Annotated in this window: 9 protein-coding genes and 4 pseudogenes; 5 read left to right on the top strand and 8 right to left on the bottom strand. The window is 44.9% G+C overall.

Translation table 11 applies throughout. The features are described from left to right. From QUB30_RS30395 to QUB30_RS30410, 4 genes and pseudogenes are all read right to left on the bottom strand, one after another. Positions 1 to 472, bottom strand: a pseudogene (locus QUB30_RS30395) (hypothetical protein); the annotation flags it as partial. A gap of 126 nt (positions 473 to 598) precedes the next feature. Then, positions 599 to 2,200, bottom strand: a complete 1,602-nt coding sequence (gene abc-f, locus QUB30_RS30400) for a ribosomal protection-like ABC-F family protein (protein WP_333341581.1) — start codon at positions 2,198 to 2,200, stop codon at positions 599 to 601. Positions 2,201 to 2,790: 590 nt separating this feature from the next. Then, positions 2,791 to 3,816: an ABC transporter permease gene (locus tag QUB30_RS30405; RefSeq protein ID WP_333078405.1), complete on the bottom strand. Its 1,026-nt coding sequence runs from the start codon at positions 3,814 to 3,816 to the stop codon at positions 2,791 to 2,793. Between the two features lie 222 nt (positions 3,817 to 4,038). Then, a complete protein-coding gene (locus QUB30_RS30410; protein ID WP_333341582.1) occupies positions 4,039 to 4,383 on the bottom strand; it encodes a hypothetical protein in 345 nt (114 codons plus the stop codon). Between the two features lie 641 nt (positions 4,384 to 5,024). On the opposite strand from QUB30_RS30410, the gene QUB30_RS30415 reads away from it, so the two are divergent. Next, the gene (locus QUB30_RS30415) at positions 5,025 to 8,447 is read left to right on the top strand and encodes a PAS domain S-box protein (RefSeq protein WP_333341583.1); all 3,423 of its coding nucleotides are present in this window, start codon (positions 5,025 to 5,027) and stop codon (positions 8,445 to 8,447) included. A 158-nt stretch (positions 8,448 to 8,605) separates the two neighbouring features. Here QUB30_RS30415 and QUB30_RS30420 read toward each other — a convergent pair whose 3' ends face one another. The 3 genes from QUB30_RS30420 to QUB30_RS30430 all read right to left on the bottom strand — a co-directional run bounded on the left by QUB30_RS30420 (position 8,606) and on the right by QUB30_RS30430 (position 12,781). Beyond that, positions 8,606 to 9,937 (bottom strand): tetratricopeptide repeat protein, encoded by a 1,332-nt coding sequence (locus tag QUB30_RS30420; protein WP_333341585.1) that lies wholly within the window; start codon positions 9,935 to 9,937, stop codon positions 8,606 to 8,608. A gap of 486 nt (positions 9,938 to 10,423) precedes the next feature. Further along, positions 10,424 to 11,494 carry an ABC transporter permease gene (locus tag QUB30_RS30425; RefSeq protein ID WP_333341587.1) on the bottom strand — a complete coding sequence of 357 codons (1,071 nt, stop codon included), beginning with the start codon at positions 11,492 to 11,494 and terminating at the stop codon, positions 10,424 to 10,426. Positions 11,495 to 11,647: 153 nt separating this feature from the next. Then, positions 11,648 to 12,781: an AI-2E family transporter gene (locus tag QUB30_RS30430; RefSeq protein WP_333341589.1), complete on the bottom strand. Its 1,134-nt coding sequence runs from the start codon at positions 12,779 to 12,781 to the stop codon at positions 11,648 to 11,650. A 410-nt stretch (positions 12,782 to 13,191) separates the two neighbouring features. On the opposite strand from QUB30_RS30430, the gene QUB30_RS30435 reads away from it, so the two are divergent. Next, on the top strand, positions 13,192 to 14,985 hold the full coding sequence (locus tag QUB30_RS30435) for an efflux RND transporter periplasmic adaptor subunit (protein WP_333341591.1): 1,794 nt from the start codon (positions 13,192 to 13,194) through the stop codon (positions 14,983 to 14,985). 152 nt (positions 14,986 to 15,137) lie between these two features. Here the strand turns inward: QUB30_RS30435 and QUB30_RS30440 are convergent. Next, positions 15,138 to 16,734 (bottom strand): annotated as a pseudogene (locus QUB30_RS30440) (IS1182 family transposase). 383 nt (positions 16,735 to 17,117) lie between these two features. Here QUB30_RS30440 and QUB30_RS30445 point away from each other — a divergent pair. The 3 genes and pseudogenes from QUB30_RS30445 to QUB30_RS30455 all read left to right on the top strand — a co-directional run. Beyond that, positions 17,118 to 17,390, top strand: a pseudogene (locus QUB30_RS30445) (ISAzo13-like element transposase-related protein). Next, complete coding sequence (locus QUB30_RS30450) at positions 17,353 to 17,640, top strand: ISAzo13-like element transposase-related protein (protein WP_333341593.1); 288 nt, start codon at positions 17,353 to 17,355, stop codon at positions 17,638 to 17,640. Before QUB30_RS30445 ends, QUB30_RS30450 begins: the two are co-directional and overlap by 38 nt. Before the next feature lie 201 nt (positions 17,641 to 17,841). Beyond that, positions 17,842 to 18,062 (top strand): annotated as a pseudogene (locus tag QUB30_RS30455) (IS1/IS1595 family N-terminal zinc-binding domain-containing protein); the annotation flags it as partial. Positions 18,063 to 18,156 lie beyond the last annotated feature (94 nt).

The raw sequence follows: 18,156 nt of genomic DNA on the forward strand, positions 1-18,156 counted from the left end.
TATTGGGCGAAGTTCCCGGATTCTGATTATTTTGATTGGTATTGGGCGAAGTTCCCGGATTCTGATTATTTTGATTGGTATTGGGCGAAGTTCCCGGATTCTGATTATTTTGATTGTTGGGATTTGCCGTGCCTGCAGGAGTAGTTATCGGGGCGCCGGCAGAATCTCTGGTGACGCTGTTAGGGTTCGGGGCAGCAGGCGGAGTACCCCCATTGGGGTTATTTGCAGGAGCATTGGCGGGGTTGCCCGCAACCGGAGCACTGTTTTGGGGAGCGGCGTTGGTGCCGCACAAGCTGACTAAATCAAAAGTTGTGCCGCCTCGAGTTTCGATAAAGCAAACCGGCACATTTACTTCGGGGTTTGAGGCTCTGGGAAAATCGGCTGTTCCCGGCATGGGACGGCTAAAGGCAGCTTCAGCCATCAGTGGGGTCAAGGCCGCCGATAGAGCGGCGATTGTTCGCAATAATCTCATCAGCGTTTCCTCATATGTTGAACTGTGTTTGATCCAGTATTGCCCAGAAACTAGAAATTGTCTTCTTCCCAAAATAGGAGATTTTGCTACTCCTGCTGATGTAGGGTGCGCCACTGAGCTTCAGAATTAAGACATTTGCATCTCAAGTAATTCCTGATGATAACGTTCCAACTCATGCGGTTGATGGATCAGCGGCTGAAGTTGGCCGTTGTGGAGTTGGTAGGCTTGTGTGATTCCAATGCGGCTCAGAAAGTCGAGGTCGTGGGAAATCACCCAGAGGGCGCTCTGAAACTCATTGACTCCATCAACAATCTGATTCACTGTTTCCAAATCCAAATTATTTGTTGGTTCATCTAAAATGAGCCAATCAATTTGAGAAATGCCGATCGCAGCCAGCCCTAATCTCGCTAACTCACCGCCGCTTAAGGCAGATGCAGGCTTGTTCACCTCATCATTAAAAAATAGAAAATTTCCTAATTGCTGTCGCAGCAATTCATAGTCTAAGTTTGGGTTGGCCATTTGCATATTTTCTAGGACTGTCCGAGAGCGATCGACCATTTCATAGCTTTGATCGAGATATACCCCTTTTAGGGCAGATTTTATGGCAATTTCACCGGCTTCTAAAATTGCTGGAGTTCGCTCCATTCCTAGAAGGGCTTGAGCTAAACTGGATTTTCCTGAACCGTTCTTTCCAGCAATAGCAATGCGCGAGCCTGACGATACATGAAGCTGAATGTTTTTGATTAATCGGCGATCTCCTAATCTCAAATCAGCACCTTGGATATCGATTAATTTTTTGTTTTTTTGACTGCATTCTTCTAATTTAACCCTGGTTGTTTTCGTCGTTCTGATTTTGGTTGCGGTAACTTGATTAGTTGCTTTTTGTACGGCGAGTTCATGTTTTTTCTTAGCACTTCCTGCCATTACTTCAGCTTGTCGCTTCCACGCACCACTCGGAATGCTATCGGCACGTTTGCGACCTAGGCGGCGAGATTTAGCGGCTCGTTCTTGTTCGTGAGATGCTGATGTTTTCGCTCGCTTTAGTTCTTTTCGCGCTACTTCGCGGGCGCGTAATGCGGCTTGATGTTCGATTTCTTTTTGCGATCGATAGAAGGAGTAGTTGCCACCGTAAACCTTTAACTCCGCTGGCGTTAATTCCCAAATCGTATCGACGGTGCGATCGAGAAAAAACGGCTTGTGCGAGACAATAACGAAAGCACCAGAAAATTCTTGCAGTGCTGTCTGCAACTGTTCCAGGGTTAACAGGTCTAAATGATTTGTTGGCTCATCTAACAACAGAATATCAGGCTGCTTCGATAGAGCGATCGCCAACCAAAGTTTCGTCAGTTCTCCGCCGCTAACTGTGCCCAGACGCTGAGATAGCGAGACTTCCGAGGCAAACTTCTCCTCTAGCAACGTCGTCACCGTCCACCATTCATCCGAATGAGAAGCGATCCAGTCCAGTACCAATTCATTCGATGCAGACAGATTCAGGGTACTGACTTGAGGCAGATAGTAAACACTACCTGTCCTCGCGACTGTGCCAATCTGCGGGATTAGTTGTCCGGCAAGTAGCTTGAGCAAGGTCGATTTACCGCTGCCGTTGCGACCGACTAAGCCAATGCGCGAGCCTTCATGAATCGCAACAGTGATATCTGCGAACAAAGTCCGTGTGGGTGCGACTTCGCAGGTCAAATTAGCTGCGTTGAGAATTGCTTTCTTTTGCATATTTCTGCTCCATCTGGGTTTGCTGAGCCGTCCTCGTAGTGCTGGACGCTCGATCGCAGTACGATCGAGAGGTCGCTACCCAATTCAAATATCTGGCTTTCGTAGTTTTTAAAGCACAGAGCGTTGGAAATCGATCGGGATGGGTTAGCAACCAGCAGTTAGCTTCATGGCAGTAAGAATTGACAGACTACAATAAGTTACATTATATTACACGAGTTTGGCCTTGTCAAGCCACAAATGTTTTGAATTTTGCGGTACAACGGATAAAGTCTTGGACGCAAGGAATCTATTTTGACACCATCTGTAGTGGTAAGGCACGCACTGTACACCCTACTGGCTCTTCCTTACTTACTGTGCTAATTTATCTGAAAATAATGGCACAAATTATTATATAGCAAATATTTCTGGTCTTATTATAGTTGATTTTAGCCGTTTTTTTTTCTTCATACATAGATTGATTTTTAACTACTTAAACCAATAGTTTGGCACAGTAAGTAAGGAAGATCCGGATACGCTGTATGATGTTCGGTCAATTACCCGTAAGAAAAAGGGTAATTGACCGGACATCATATAATAACAACTAACTTCCTTTAATACCGAATTCGCGGGTCAACGTAAGCATTCAAAATATCAATTACAATGCTGGCAATTACGACAATTGCCGCAAAAAATACCACAATACCTTGAACAGTTGGATAATCCCGCAAGCTAATCGCTTCGTAAAGACGATTTGCCAACCCCGGCCAAGAAAAAGTAACCTCTGTTAAAATAGCACCGCCCAACAGTGCAGCAAAAGTCAATCCTAAGACAGTAATCACCGGAATTAGTGCATTTTTCAGAGCGTGAGCCCATAAAATCTGGAATTCGGGAATGCCTCTAGCTCTAGCTGCTTCGACATAATCTGCTTGCAAAGTTTGCTTGAGATTCACTCTGACAATGCGCTCGAAAATGCCGCTCAAAAGAATCCCCAACGTCAAACTCGGAAGTGCTAAATAATGCAAAGATGTGAGAAACTGACCGGGGTTAGCGCTCAGGAGACTGTCAATAGTGTATAGTCCTGTGTAGCCTTCGGGGGCGGGGAATGTGACGGGAAAGCGAGTTCCCAAAGGGAACCATCCCAACTGCACCGCGAAAATTAATTGCAAAACCATGCCGGCCCAAAAAGCGGGCAGCGAGTAAGTGATAATGCCAAACAAACGGCCCGCAGCATCGAAAATAGTGTTGGGGCGGGATGCTGCCAGGGAACCGATACTGATGCCAACAATTAAAGCTATGGCCATGCTACAAACTGCTAATTCCACTGTAGCGGGGAAATAATCTCCGATAATTTGCCACACGGTTTGTCCGCGAGTGGTGATGGAGGTTCCCAAGTCGAAGCTCAACAAGTCTTTCATGTATTTGAGATATTGCTGCCACAGGGGTGCGTCGAGGCCGAGTTGAGTTCGCATTGCTTCTTTGGCTGCTGCGGGAGCTCGCGAGCCGAGAATGGCATCTATGGGGTCGCCCGGAGTGGCCCGCAACAATAAAAATACTGCTGTGGTGATTGTCCACAACATTAGGGGTGCCAGAAGCAAGCGGAGAAAAATATAAGATTGCAGGGCTTTGGAACGAGACATAATATTTGGGAATTGCGAATTGGAAATTGGAAATAGACTGTTGAGTGGATTTTACTTACATCTTGCACCATTCTCAAGAACAGGAAAGATGGCTGTTCCACCACAGATAAATTTTATTGTGAACCGTTGCTCCGACGCCGCCCTGAAAGGATGATTGAGAATGGTGCAATATCTCAGTTTTTGCGAAAAAGTCGATCGACTTTTTCGCAATTGGCGATTTTCCTATGCGCCCAGCAGCGATTCAAATGCAGCTTGCAAAGACTTGATATCGCCTACTCTCGCTACTAACAAGTTTTCGCTGCCGGCATCCTCCAGCCTGTACCTCCAATACTGGATGCTATCGGAGTTGTTCATCCAGAAACTAATCACGGTGTTTACAACTCGATCGACATCCCAGCCGCGGTTAGGAGAAACTGTCTCTACGGATGCCACAAACGCATCGAGAGTGCACTTCCGGTTTGCCAAGTATTCTACACCTGACTGCTGCTGTTGTTGCAGCAATTCCTGCTGCTGGTTGAAAAACGTTAAAGTTGGTGATACGCCCAGGATTTCAAATGTATAGTTCATGTCATCCTCCAGAAGTATTATTTTGCCCAAATATCGAGCGTCCAAAAAAGCCAAAAACGCTTTACTTTGCTCCCTTTGATGAATGCAGATGCTTCAATTATCCTCTTGGTAGTCGATGGCTTACGCCCCGCTACGCTACGGGATTTTGGCCGCTTATATTATTAATAGCAAATTTTTTAACACCCGATTGTCAAATAATTTACATTTGTCTTGCCACTGGAGAAAAATTTGAAATCTGATTTTTATTAAGCAGGCGTAAGCGAGACCCTCCGCACCCGCAGAAAGCGATCCCATTTTAGATGAAAAATTTTAGATTAAAGAATTAAATAATTGGGAAGGACTGATGAAAACCAGGGTGTGGAGCACGCGCCTAAAGTTGCTTTTTTACGGGGTGTGACTTTTTGACCGCGAGTCTGCAGAGCGATCGCCACATTCAGGCAAGTAGTGGCATGATTAATATTACAATTTTTTACAGTAGCGGTGGAAACCTCAGCCAATTTTTGAGCTGCCGGCCACCGCACTTCACTCTTGCTCTACAACTTTGTAACTTATATCTAGGGCATCTTTTAAACGACAAACGATACGTAAACTCGGTAGGTGTCAGAATATTGATGTTATTGAAAAATCTGAGCAGTTGTCTGATGAAAAGCTCGCCCAAGATGTCACTGAGCCTAGTTTTGTTGATACCCCTGGTGGTGCAAATCTCCGTAGCAGTCGGCGTGACTGGATGGCTGTCGTTTCGCAACGGCCAGAAAGCCGTCAATGACCTTGCTACGAGGTTAAGCTGGGAAGTTGCAGCGAGGACTAAAGAAAATTTTCGCAGTTTTGGGGATGTGTCTCATTTATTCCTGCAAATGAATACTGCTGCGATCGCCTCTGGAAACTTAGACCCGGAAGACTTCCCCAATTTAGAGCGCTATTTGTGGAATCAGACAAAGCTGAGCGCTCGAACTACAACCATCTACTACGGCGACGAACAGGGCAAATTCCTCTTGCTCAAGAGAGAAGCAGAAAACTTAGTATACATCAGAGACCAATCAACGGCTCCAAACCGCCAAATTTATCGCCTCGACAGCCAAGGAAATCGCACTGAGCTAATCAGAACCGTCGCTTATGACCCCCGTACTAGACCGTGGTACCAAGCTGCCAAACAGTCAGGAAAAGCCTCTTGGTCTCCAATTTACGTTTTCGCAGCACCGCCAGTTCTCGGCATTACGCCGGTGATGCCCGTCTACAACCAAACGGGTAGCCTGCAGGGGGTACTGGCAATTGACCTGACTCTTTCTCAAATCAGCGATTTTCTCAAAAGCATCAAAATTAGCCCGTCGGGACAAGTTTTCGCGATCGAACGCAGCGGCGAAATAGTCGCCAGTTCCACAGACGAATTGCCCTTTGTCAAGGACAAAGACGGACAAAAACGGCTGTTGGCCACACAGAGCAAAAATTTGCTAATGCGATCGGCCTCCACATACTTGCAAAAACGATTTGGCAGTTTTGAACAAATTGAGAGCCAAGGACAGTTTACCTTCGATATAGACGGCAAACGTCAATTCATTACCGTTGCTCCCCTGCAAGACGGCCGCGGTCTCGATTGGCTGATTGTAGTGGCAATCCCGGAAGCAGACTTTATGGAGCAAATTAACGCCAACACTCGGATAACTATTTTATTGTGCTTTTTTGCCTTCATACTGGCGATCGCACTCGGAATTTTTACCACTCGCTGGGTTGTCAAACCGATTACCCGATTGCTGGAAGCTTCCAAAGCTTTAAGAAAAATGTCTGAGTCATCCGACTTCACCTCCGCAGAATTAAACGGCGAAGTCGAAGTTCAAGGCGTCAAAGAACTCGGCCTTCTAGCTCAGTCTTTCAATCAAATGGCCAGACAATTGCGATCGTCTTTTGTTGCCCTAGAACAAACCAACTCTAGTTTAGAACAGCGAGTAGCAGAGCGAACGGCAGAACTCGAAGCCGCAGAAGCAGAATTGCGGGCTTTGTTTGCAGCAATGAACGAATTAATTCTAGTTTTGGACGCCAGCGGTCGCTATTTAAAAATCGCGCCCACCAATCTTTCCCTACTCTACAAGCCAGCCGAAGAATTAGTTGGCAAAACAGTCGGAGAGGTGTTTCCGCAAGCTACAGCGGACAATTTTCTCAACCACATCCGAGCAGCTTTAGATACTCAGCAAACTGTCAGCATCGAGTACGATTTAACCATTGACGACCGCGAAGTTTGTTTTGCCGCCAGCATTTCGCCGCTTTCAGAAGAATCCGTCATTTTGGTAGCCCGCGACATTACCGAACAGAAGCGAGCGGAATCCGTGCGGCGTCAAAGGCAAAAACAATTGCTCAAACAAAATACGGTTTTGCTAGAATTGGCGAGAAATAAAGCGCTGTATCGAGGCGATTTGCAAGTAGCTTTGAGGCAAATCACCGAAGCGGCTGCTCATACCCTAGATACAGAAGGAGCCGGAGCGTGGTTGTACGACGAAAGCCGATCGAAACTGCAATGTCTCGACCAATTTAGGCGCAGCAACCACCAGCATTCCGAAGGTACTGAACTCGCAGCAGCAGACTATCCAGCTTATTTTCAAGCTTTGGAAGAAGACCGGACGATCGCAGCCGACGACGCTTTCTCAGATATTAGAACCAGAGAAGTTGTGGCATCTTACTTTGCACTCATCGGCATCACATCAACCTTAGATGCACCGGTGCGGCTGGGAGGACAAACCGTCGGAGTCATCTGTATCGAACAAGTGGGAACTCCTCGCAACTGGACAGTAGAAGAACAAAATTTTGCTGCTTCCCTGGCAGATTTGGTATCATTGGCGATCGAAGCTAGCGAGCGCGATCGCACACAAAGCGCTTTGCGTCAAGCAGAACAAAAATACCGCAGCATCTTTGAAAATGCCGTCGAAGGCATTTTTCAAAGAACCCCCGAAGGCCACTTCTTGAGCGTAAATCCAGCTTTAGCCCGCATCTACGGCTACGCTACTCCCGAAGAATTGATATCAAATCTCACAAACATCAGACAGCAAACTTACGTCAATCCTCAGCAGCGCGAGAAGTTTATGCGGGTGATGGAAGAATTCGGAGAAATTTCGGGGTTTGAGTCAGAAGTTTACCGCGTTGACGGCAGCGTAATTTGGATTTCCGAAAGCGCGCGTGCAGTGCGCGACGCCGACGGCGAGGTACTCTACTATGAAGGCAGCGTCGAGGATATTAGCGATCGCAAAGTCTTTGAATCCGCCTTGCAACTGGCCCTAGAAGCAGCCGAAGCAGCTTCCACCGCAAAAAGCGCATTTTTAGCAAACATGAGCCACGAACTGCGAACACCTCTGAATGCCATCATCGGCTACAGCGAAATGCTCCAAGAAGAAACCGAAGAATTGGGCTACGATGAACTCATCCCAGATTTAGACAAAATCCGCACTTCCGGCAGACACTTGCTATCGCTAATTAACGACATTCTCGACATTTCTAAAATCGAAGCCGGTCGCATGGATCTTTACTTAGAAACCTTCAACATCGCCGCCTTGATTGAAGAAGTCGCATCTACCGCCGCACCGCTAATTGAGAAAAACGGCAACACTCTAAACTTGGAGCGAATTACCAATATCGGCACTATGCACGGGGACATTACCAAAGTGCAGCAGATTTTATTAAATTTGCTGAGCAATGCAGCCAAATTCACTCAAAACGGTACAATTACCCTCACAGCCAGCCGAGAAAAAATCCCAGGTGAAAGTAGTGAATCCAGACAAGAAAATACTTCGGAACCTGCGGCAAATTCTCAATCTTCAATTGCTAGTAAAGAATTTTTAGTTTTTCATTGTACAGATACAGGAATTGGGATGAATCCAGACCAGTTGCAGCAAATTTTTCAACCCTTTACCCAAGCAGACGCTTCTACCACGCGCAAGTACGGCGGCACCGGTTTGGGACTAGCAATCAGCCAGCGTTTTTGCCTCATGATGGGCGGCAATATTTCAGTAAAAAGTCAGGAGGGTGTTGGTTCTACTTTTACGATCCGCTTACCTGTTAATCCGCCAAATTACGCTGAATAACACGCGCACCACTCCATTTCATGAAAAAAGAATGCTGGCGCACCTTACAACGCAAGTTCCGCTAAAAAAGGGGGACTTCCAACCAAGTAGGGAAACTAAAAGTAAAAAGAACCTTCTTTTTATTTTTTATTTTTTATTTTTTACTTTTATCTTACTCATCACGGCTGTGTACTTGGCTGAGATTCTGTATCCACCACCCCACTCGTATCTATATACTCAATTATCTCTCGTTTTTTCTTATCAACAAACCATTTATACTGCTCGATCGTTTCGGGACGAGCCTTGCTCATACACTTTCTTTCCCAGTCCAATTTCTCTTTTTCATCGTCCGCTCGCTGTTTTTCGTTTGTTTTATATTTTCTCCCTTCCATAACCTTTTTCATAGCCTCAGGGAGTAAGCAATAAGCCATGCCTCCACCGAGCTGTTTTTCGAGAATTTTTTCGTCGATATCAACTGCTTTTCGGAGTTCTTTTTCAGCCTCCTCGTAAAATCCTTGTTCGAGCAGTACCCAGCCCAAGTTTAGATGCAGTTCATAGTTGAGTTGCTCCTCTTTTTTTCTAGATCCTTTAGTAAACTCTTCTAATCCAATTCGCAGTAAAGATTCAGCATCACTCATTTTTTTTTTGCTAATATAAAGGCGGCCTAAATTATTAAAGGCGCGGGCATCTCCTCGCTCTACAACTCTTTGATACAGCTTTTGAGCTGGATCTAGATCTCCCAAAGATTCGTATATTTCTCCTAAGGCAATTAGAATGTCAGAATCCTGAGGAGCTATTTTGGCCGCTTGCTCGTATTGCGCTTTGGCTTTTACCAGTAAACCCTGTTTGTAGAGTTTTTTTCCTTCTCGATAGTTCCATTTCCCAATCTCAGGCAAAGAGTTATTGACTCCCACAGAAGCCAACAATAACATTGCGGTAATTCCCAAGGTTGCTTGACTGTGAAACTGCGGAGAAATATTGAGTTTTTTGAGCAGGTTTTTAATCTTTTCTTGTCCTGTGTTCTGCAAGGTGCGGATTACCGTGAGAATTAACCCTCCTTGTCCCAGCAGGCCTAAGGCCTCCAAGAAACCGAATCCTCCCGTGGCAAAGAGTTGAACGAAGGTTGTCATATAGGCTCCTACCGCCGTCAATCCAGCGATAGTCAGCCCGTTGAACAACGGATCGAGGGGATTTGAGTGGGAAACTTCCTCGTTGGAGGTGGGTTCGAGAAACCACCACCAAGCTTCTGTCGAGGGGTGAAATGTAGCTCGCCATTCTGCCAATTTTGCTCCTCGGGCGATCGCATGGGCTTGTTGTTTCAGGAAGTTGTCCAATTCGAGTAGTTTAGCCAAACTTTCCACAGAAAGCTGGGTTTTCTCGCTGAGAGCTTCTTCGATCGCATCGCGAGCAACTAAAATATGGAGAATTTCTATTTCTGAGGGTTCAGACTTTGCCAATTTTAGGTTAGTGAGAGCATCAGTATATTGAGCTAAGGCAAGTTCTAATTTCACGATCGCACTTTAAGAATTAGATTACTGAAAAAAGTTTATACCAGTTGCAGGTTTATACTTTAAGATAATTGTAGCCCTGCAACTGGTATAAACAGGGGTCAGTCAGGCACTATAGGGCCGACGGATACTTTACCATCTTTTACATAGTTGCGTTTTACAGTACCTACCTATTTACCGCGAATATTTTGAGAGTTTTGTTTAACGGGACTTAGACAAAAACTGAAGCCTAAATGGCTTCAAACCTATATACCGAAATGTTTTTAGCTCGAATGGGTAGGAATCCAGTATATTTAAGGGTTTTAGGCATTTTTGGGTCAACTTCTTTAATTTACTCCCAGCGGTTTTCATATCGTTTCCGGTTGGATCGGAATGATAAAGTCAAGGTCAATAATTCCACATTCCCCCACGGATCGCTCCCCATCATATCCCTCGTGCAACCGGAATTGATATCACCCCCTAAAGGGGCTAGAAAATGTCTAAGTCCCCTTAATTCCTTTGAATGCTTCTCGGATCGAGAGCATCCCGCAACCCATCCCCCAATAAATTAAACGCCAAAACAGTCAAAATAATCAGTATCGCCGGAGGCCAAACCAACCAAGGCTGCAATACTAAAATGGAAGCATTAGTAGACAGGGATAGCAAATTTCCCCAAGAAGGATCTGGCTGTTGAATTCCCAACCCAATTAAACTCAAAACAGACTCCGCCACAATAAAACCAGGAACCGACAAAGTGGCAGAAATAATTACGTAAGTTGCCGTTTGTGGCAACACGTGGCGGACAATAATGTAAATTGGATTAGCGCCCATTGCCCGCGCCGCTTGCACGAATTCTAGCTGTTTAATTGACAGTACCTGGCCGCGAATTACCCGCGCTAAACTCGCCCAACTAATAAATGAAGTAATCAGCACAATCAATATAAATCGCTGAGCGCTTGTCAATTCCGGGGGCAGCACTGCTGCTAGCGCTACTAATAAATAAAGACCGGGAATAGTCATCAATACTTCGGCGAAGCGCATTAAAATACTGTCAATCCAACTGCCGAAATAACCGGATATTCCTCCGATTAATAACCCTAAAGGAAAAGAAATTGCTATGCCAACTAAACCGATGCTGAGGCTAATTCTGCTGCCCTGTACTAAGCGGCTGAATTGATCGCGAGCTTGTTCGTCAGTGCCTAAAATGTTTATTTTGCCTTCTCCGGTAGTGCCAAAAATATGCCTGTCAAAAGGCAAAATTCCTAAAAACTTATAGGAAGAAGCTTTGACAAAAAAACCGACAGCAGAGGGTTTTTGCCAGTCTACAATTACCTCGCGATCGCCCGTATTCGCATCCACTGGGCCCTGAGTAGTCGGATAAACGTGGGGCCCGATAAATCGCCCGTCTGGGGTGGTTAAATAAATTTGAGTCGGCGGCAGCAATGAACCGTTTAATTGAGAGTCGTAGGGGTCGTAAGGTGCCACAAATTCGGCTAAAAGTGCGACTGTGTAAAAAATTAACAGCAGCACGGCTCCCAACCGAGCTAGAGGGTTTTTCTTAAGATTTTGCCACCATTTCATAAGTTTTTAGGTTTGAGATTTTAAGTGGGTTCGCAGTAAGGACTAAAGTTCTTACTCAAGACTTGAGTTTTTTCTTAATAGGCTCAGCAGCAAAAACTGAATTCCTGACTTATAAAAATTTTCAGGAATGAAGTCATTACTAAAAACATGAGACTATTTTTGTTCATCTGCTACCAAAATTATTCTACTTTCATTTTCTGCTATTTTCCCCAATTCCTCGCCGCTAAAAGGATTGTAGAAAAACGAGCCTGTTTGCGGAGGCAGTTTGGGATTGAGTACAATTTCTACTATACTTTTTACAACCCCTGTGAGCGGAATTGCCAGGATAACTCCCAACAACCCTCCCACTCTACCTCCTAACAGCAAAGCGGTGAAAATAATTACCGGGCTCAATCCGGTGAGATTGCCCATGATTCGGGGAGCTACTACATTATCCTTGATTTGCTGGAGACCGATCGCCACTACCAAGACTTGCAGCGCCAGCCACCAATCAATAAACGCTACAATTATACTAACAGTGCCAATTCCCAAAGTTGCTCCAATAAACGGAATAATTTCCGTCAATCCTATAAACACGGCAAACAACAGAAAAAACGGAACTTGCAGCCACCAAAAAGCCAGAGTCAGCGAGATTGCCATAAACAGTCCCAGCAATAACTGTCCCGATACAAATCGCTGGAGATTTCGCTGCAAAGTATCTGTTAAAACATAGCGAATATCTGGCGAAAAAATGCTGGTCAAACCCTGCCACACTCTTTGACCGTCGAGGAGCATATAAAATGAAATTACCAGGATGAGAATTAAGTCCAAAAACCAGTTAACAGTACCTACAACTAAACCTAGACTCGTACCCGCGATTGCCTGCACTTGTTCTTGCACTTTTGCTGATAACTGCTGCTCCAAAATTTGCACGTCAAACGGCAAATTGCGATCGGCACTCCAGGCTTGAAATTCACCTAGCTGCAGCCGCCCCGACTCCAGCAATTCCGGGAACCTCACCCCCAACTGCCTCGCTTGGCTGAACACCGGCGGCACAATAGTTAAACCGATTACTACTACTATCACACCCGCAGTTAAATAAACCAGCCCCGCAGCTACTCCCCGCGGCAAAAATACTTGCAGTCTTTTTACTGCATAATTTAATAAAAATGCAATGAGTCCCGCTGTTACTAAAATGCTGACCAGTTCCCCAACATAACTGACAGCAGTCAGGGTAAACCATCCCGTCACTAGCACTAGCAGCCAAGTAATTAGAAACTGTTGGAGGGGAGAAAAGAGACTATTCATTTTGATTTTTTTTAAATAAAGTGGCACAAGTTTTTCAGCAGATGTGCCGTATTATACAATAAACACATGAGAGTATAGATTAGGAATAATCAGTTCAAGATTAGACTGACTTTTCTCAGCATTGATCGGTTGGTGATGGCAAAACCGCTCCGGGACAGACAATGCGAGTCCGATCGACCGCACGATCGGGAATGACGCTAATATTCAGTATGCCCCGGATGCAGATCGCATTAAATATTGATTCTACAAAGTCGGATCAATTCGCCATTGTAAGGTGAAACGCGCCACACTCACCCAAAAGGAGGACGCGCGACTGCTCAGGCCCTTCGTTAAAATGAATCAGACATAAAAACCGCAATCTTTCTTTACAATAAAAAAACCACAGGCTAATAGCGGCGAGAGGAACTACCGTGACCAATCAAGTTTTTTCAGAAGCGGAAGAAAAGCAACCCCTTCCCTCCGTGCAGAGCGGACGCGACAAGAACTCAGCAGTGGATGTACCTGAAAGTGGGGTCTCAGACCGCTCTCGCTGGCAATTCTCCGGTGAGGAAGATGAACGAGAAGTTGCCCTTGAAGTTCCAGAAATGGAGGGGGAAGAATCTGAAGTTTGGGAACCCGAAGCAACTGAAGTTGGGCCCAGCAAAGGACTCAGGTGGCCTGCCTTGTTGGCGGGCGCAGGCATTGGCGTGGCTGCAACGCTGCTAGCAGTACACTTGACTGGGGGCAAGCAGAGCGCGCGTCCCGCAGTTCCAATTCCATCGGCAAGTCAGCAGGCGACGGCGCCGACTGTGACAGTGGCGGCTGTGGAATCTGCCGAGGTGGGTCAAACTCTGGAAGCGACGGGCACCGTGGCGGCCTATGACTTGCTGCCGGTGCTGCCACAGGCCAACGGTTTGCAAATCAAGCAGGTTTTGGTGGCGGAGGGGGATGCGGTAGAAAAAGGTCAGACGATGGCGGTTTTGGACGATTCGGTGCTGCGATCGCAAATTGCCGAAGCGCTGGCTGGAGTACAATCGGCTAATTCTACGGTAGAACAAGCCGAAGCTCAGGTGCAGCAAGCTCAGTCAGCCCAACAAGAAGCCCAAGCCGGCGTCGCTCAAGCTCAAGCTGGCGTTGAAAAAGCCATCGCTGACGCAGCCCAAGCCCAAACAGGCGTCGGCCAGGCCAGGGCCGGTGTGGAACAAGCTAAAGCGGGCGTCACTCAAGCTAAAGCCGGCATTGCCTCCGCCCAGGCTAAATTAGCTCAAGCTCAAAGAGAAGTAAATCGCAGTCAAAATTTGGCGACTCAGGGAGTAATTAGCCAGCAAGATTTAGAAAAGCGCAAGACGGAGCGAGACACGGCCGTTCAAGACTTGAACAAAGCTAAAGCTGACTTGAATACAGCTTTGGAAGAACAGAATAAAGCAGCGGAAGAAGTGCGATCGGCTATTGCTAAAGTAGCTACTGCTGAAGCTAATATCAGTACGGCGAGAGCTGCCCTCAGCAGCGCTCGTGCAAAAGTGAATACGGCCGGAGCGAGTGTCAGCAGTGCGAGAGCAAATGTCGGAAATAACGCAGCAAGTGTCCGCAGCAATGATGCCCAAGTCAAACAGTTACAAACTCAACTAGAACAAACTATTGTTCGAGCACCAGATAGCGGCACTGTGGCGGAAAGAATTGGTCGAGTTGGCGATGTTTCTTCGGGGAGTCAAAAACTATTTTCAATTATTAGGGGAAACAAGCTGGAACTACAATTGAAAGTGCCGGAAACTCAGGTTGCGCAAGTGCGGCCGGGAACAGCGGTGCAGATTACTTCTGACTCTGACAAGCGGATTAAGTTGTCAGGAACTGTGCGAGATATTTCGCCGCTAGTTGACCCGCAAAATCGGCAAGCTACGGTGAAGATTGATTTGCCGGCAAGCGCGTTTTTGCGATCGGGAATGTTTTTGCGCGCATCAATTGCGACAGCAACGAATCAAGGTTTGAAAGTTCCCGCTAAAGCTATTTTGCCCCAACCTGACGGCAGTTCTATTGTTTATAAACTTGTCGGCGAGGACAAAGTGCAGGCTCAACGGGTGGAAGTTGGGGAAATTAGCGGGGGTGCTGTGGGCGATTTGACTGCTGCTAAGGTGGAGGTTAAAAAGGGTTTGAAGGCGGGCGATCGGGTGGTTATTGCAGGGGCTGGTTATCTGAAGGATGGCGATCGGGTTGAGGTTGTTAAATAGTTATTGGTTATGGGTTATTTTTAGATTCTTGTCTTTTTTTAACCCTTGATGAAGGCAGATAAACGCCGATGAAAGCAGAGCACCAATTCCTAATACTTCGACTAGAGCGTCGGTTCAGTATTAGGAGTTGACAAAAAAAGGACTTTATGAAATTAGCCAGTGCATGAGTTCGACTCTATGCCTGGTGTAATTGGCCGAACCTTATCCATTCGAGCAATGACATGAAGATTATGGACGACAGCGACTCGCCGTAGATCGAAAAGATTTTTCCGCTGCCCGATATAGCGAGCACGGTTAAGAAAGCCAATGCCCAATATGAGCCAGAGAGTGTTCAACTGTAGTACGTTTTCTTAAGTCTATTCTACCAATAGCAGTGGATTGACGTGCTCGCAACTCTTGCATTAAGGCTTCATCAGGATGAATTGATACAGTCCGTCCTCTTTTACTATTCGTGCAACCATATCTCAGAGGACAAATTGCACATTCATTCTGAGGAAAATGAACAATTTTTCCGGGTTCAAATGGGATACTTACCTGATTAGGACAGCTAATTAAATGCGTATCCCAGTCAATAAAAAAAGAATTTTTATCAAACCGTCCAGAATTTTTGACCGGCCACGCCTTACAAAATATCTGTAATTTATCATCCCGTTGTGTCACCCAATGACTAGATAAATAAGCCCGATCGATATGTAACTCAGATAGGTGAATATTTTGAAATTTTAAGTCACGTTCTAGGTCAATTGTAGCAGCAGATTCTGGAGTATTGGCGCGTGTCAACGCCACCGCGCAAACTACACCACTCTCTAAATCTTTAAGAACGTGGCGTTTATATCCATCTATTTTTTTAGAGCGGCTTTTACGCCCATGCCGCATATCTGGGTCTTCAATAGAAATGCGACGCTCTTTGGCGACCCCTTTACTTAAACTCGGAACGCCTTGTGAGTCGAAAGTCACATTTTGGGATTCAATGACTCGGGCAACATCCAGAGTCTCTTGAACTACTTCAAATTCATCACAATCAGACTGGCTTTGCATCCATTCTTCCACTGAATCTAAGCTACTTAGGATAATTAAAAGTGCATTTTGACGCTCTACTGGATTATCCCAGTTTAAATCTAATGCCGTTTTTAAGCTGGAACTATTAAGGATGGGTGCACCTGCTTCCCGGGCAATTTCTGCTGCCTCCCGCCCCTGCACAGCAGCTATCATGCTCACTGCTTTCCGCAAAGCATGACCCAATAGATTATATGTATCTTCGACTTTCCCGGCTCCCCATAACGGGGAGGAATTATCGGCCGCTTTAAGTTGAGATGAGCCAAATCCACCTTTTTGTGTGGCAATTTCTACGGTGCGGTCAATTAAACGTTGGTCTAGTTCTTTTTTAATTAAGCCCTTTCTGAATCGAACCAAAGTGGCTTTGCTAAAAGGAGGACTTTCACAATTGAGACAATCAAGAACTAACTGCCAACGTTGATCCATGAGCATTTCTTCAATGACTTCATCATCAGAAATGCCTAAGTAGGCTTGCAGAATAATTGCCAAGGCAAGTTGTGCAGGAGGAACTGGGCCCTGACCTACTGTGCTGTCTTTAAAAATTGTAGCAAGTTCTTCTTGAAACTCATCATTAAATATAAATGAACGGTTCAGTCGAAGAAACGTGAATAACTTGGCTCGTTTAATGCGTTTGATAATCAACCATTCTCTTTCTGAGAGTTCAATTGGAGGATGCCATAAGTGAGGGCGCATAAGGTTTCTTCCTTCTTCCTGATTGTGAGAGTTTAACAGGCTTCTCAATTCACATATCATTTCCAGTTTGTTTTGTCAACTCCTGATACTGAACCGACGCCCTAGTAGGACAACTCCTAAAAAAACATGGATATGTGAAGCGAAAAGCACAAAATAAACAGACAACAGGAATTAATAAAAATCGTAATGCTAAATTTGAAAATATTGCTAGACTCGATACAGAGTATAGAGAGGCGGGTAATCCCATACAACCGTTTTGATACAAAAAAAAGAAGTTTTAGGGAATTTATATCGTCCGGGAACTCTCTATACAACCGAGCCTGTCACTACTGTCTTATCATGATTTTTGGAGCTTAGGTCACGGAAAAGTAATTCCACATGGGATTTATGATGCTCAAGAAAATCGAGGATATATAACATTAGGCAACAGTAAAGATACAAGTGAATTTACTTTTGAATTTCTGAAAAGTTGGAGGAATAATTATGGAAATTTTCTCTACCATAATGCCACTTCAATTTTAGCAAAGTGTGATGATGGAGGTAGTAACAATGCTAATCATTATATCTTTAAATAAGATTTACAAAAGTTAGTTAATCACATCGGAATTGAGATAAGAATTGCCCATTACCCTCCTTATACATCTAAATATAAATAATCCCATCGAACATCGACTCTTTCCTCATGTTACTAGAGCTTGCCAAGGAGTAATTTTTACCAATATAGAATTAGTCAAATATCTGGTAGAAAAAACTCACACTAAAACCGGGCTATCTGTAGTTGCAAATGTGCTTAATAAAGTCTATAAAATTGGTCTAAAGGTAGCTGGTAACTTTAAAAACACTATGCAAATTACTTTTGATGAATACTTGCCAAAATGGAACTATAAAGCCGTACCTCAAACTTAATAATTCGGTAGTAATAAATATGTAGTGAAATTTAATTACTGTAATTGAATCCATAGGTTAATTTTATAACTCACACTCTCAACTTTTGTGATTTTAATATTTCTTTACTCGCTCGAATGTAGATTGACTTAGAGTTATGGTATCATCAGTAACTCTGGCGATAATCCTTGATATTTGCTAACATTCATTTAGTCAGATAATATGCTATCATTACGACCAAAGTGCCCGGATTGTGGTTCAAATCGCACAGTTAAGAATGGTATAATTCATAATAAAAAACCCAAATACAAGTGTCTTAGTTGCGGTCGCCAATTTGTCGAAAATCCGACAAACAAACAAAGTAATGAGCTTCGGAAACAAAAGATTTAATTGAGCGACTTCTGTTGGAGAATATTTCTTTGGCTGGTATAGCTAGAACTACCTTACTTTTCCCGTTAAGTATGATTTTTAGCTAGGAGCCAACCTTGGCAAAGATCATGTAAATTAGACCAGCCTCGCCAGAGGACTTGAATCCCA

Source organism: Microcoleus sp. BROC3, assembly GCF_036702515.1.
Lineage (GTDB): Bacteria > Cyanobacteriota > Cyanobacteriia > Cyanobacteriales > Microcoleaceae > Microcoleus.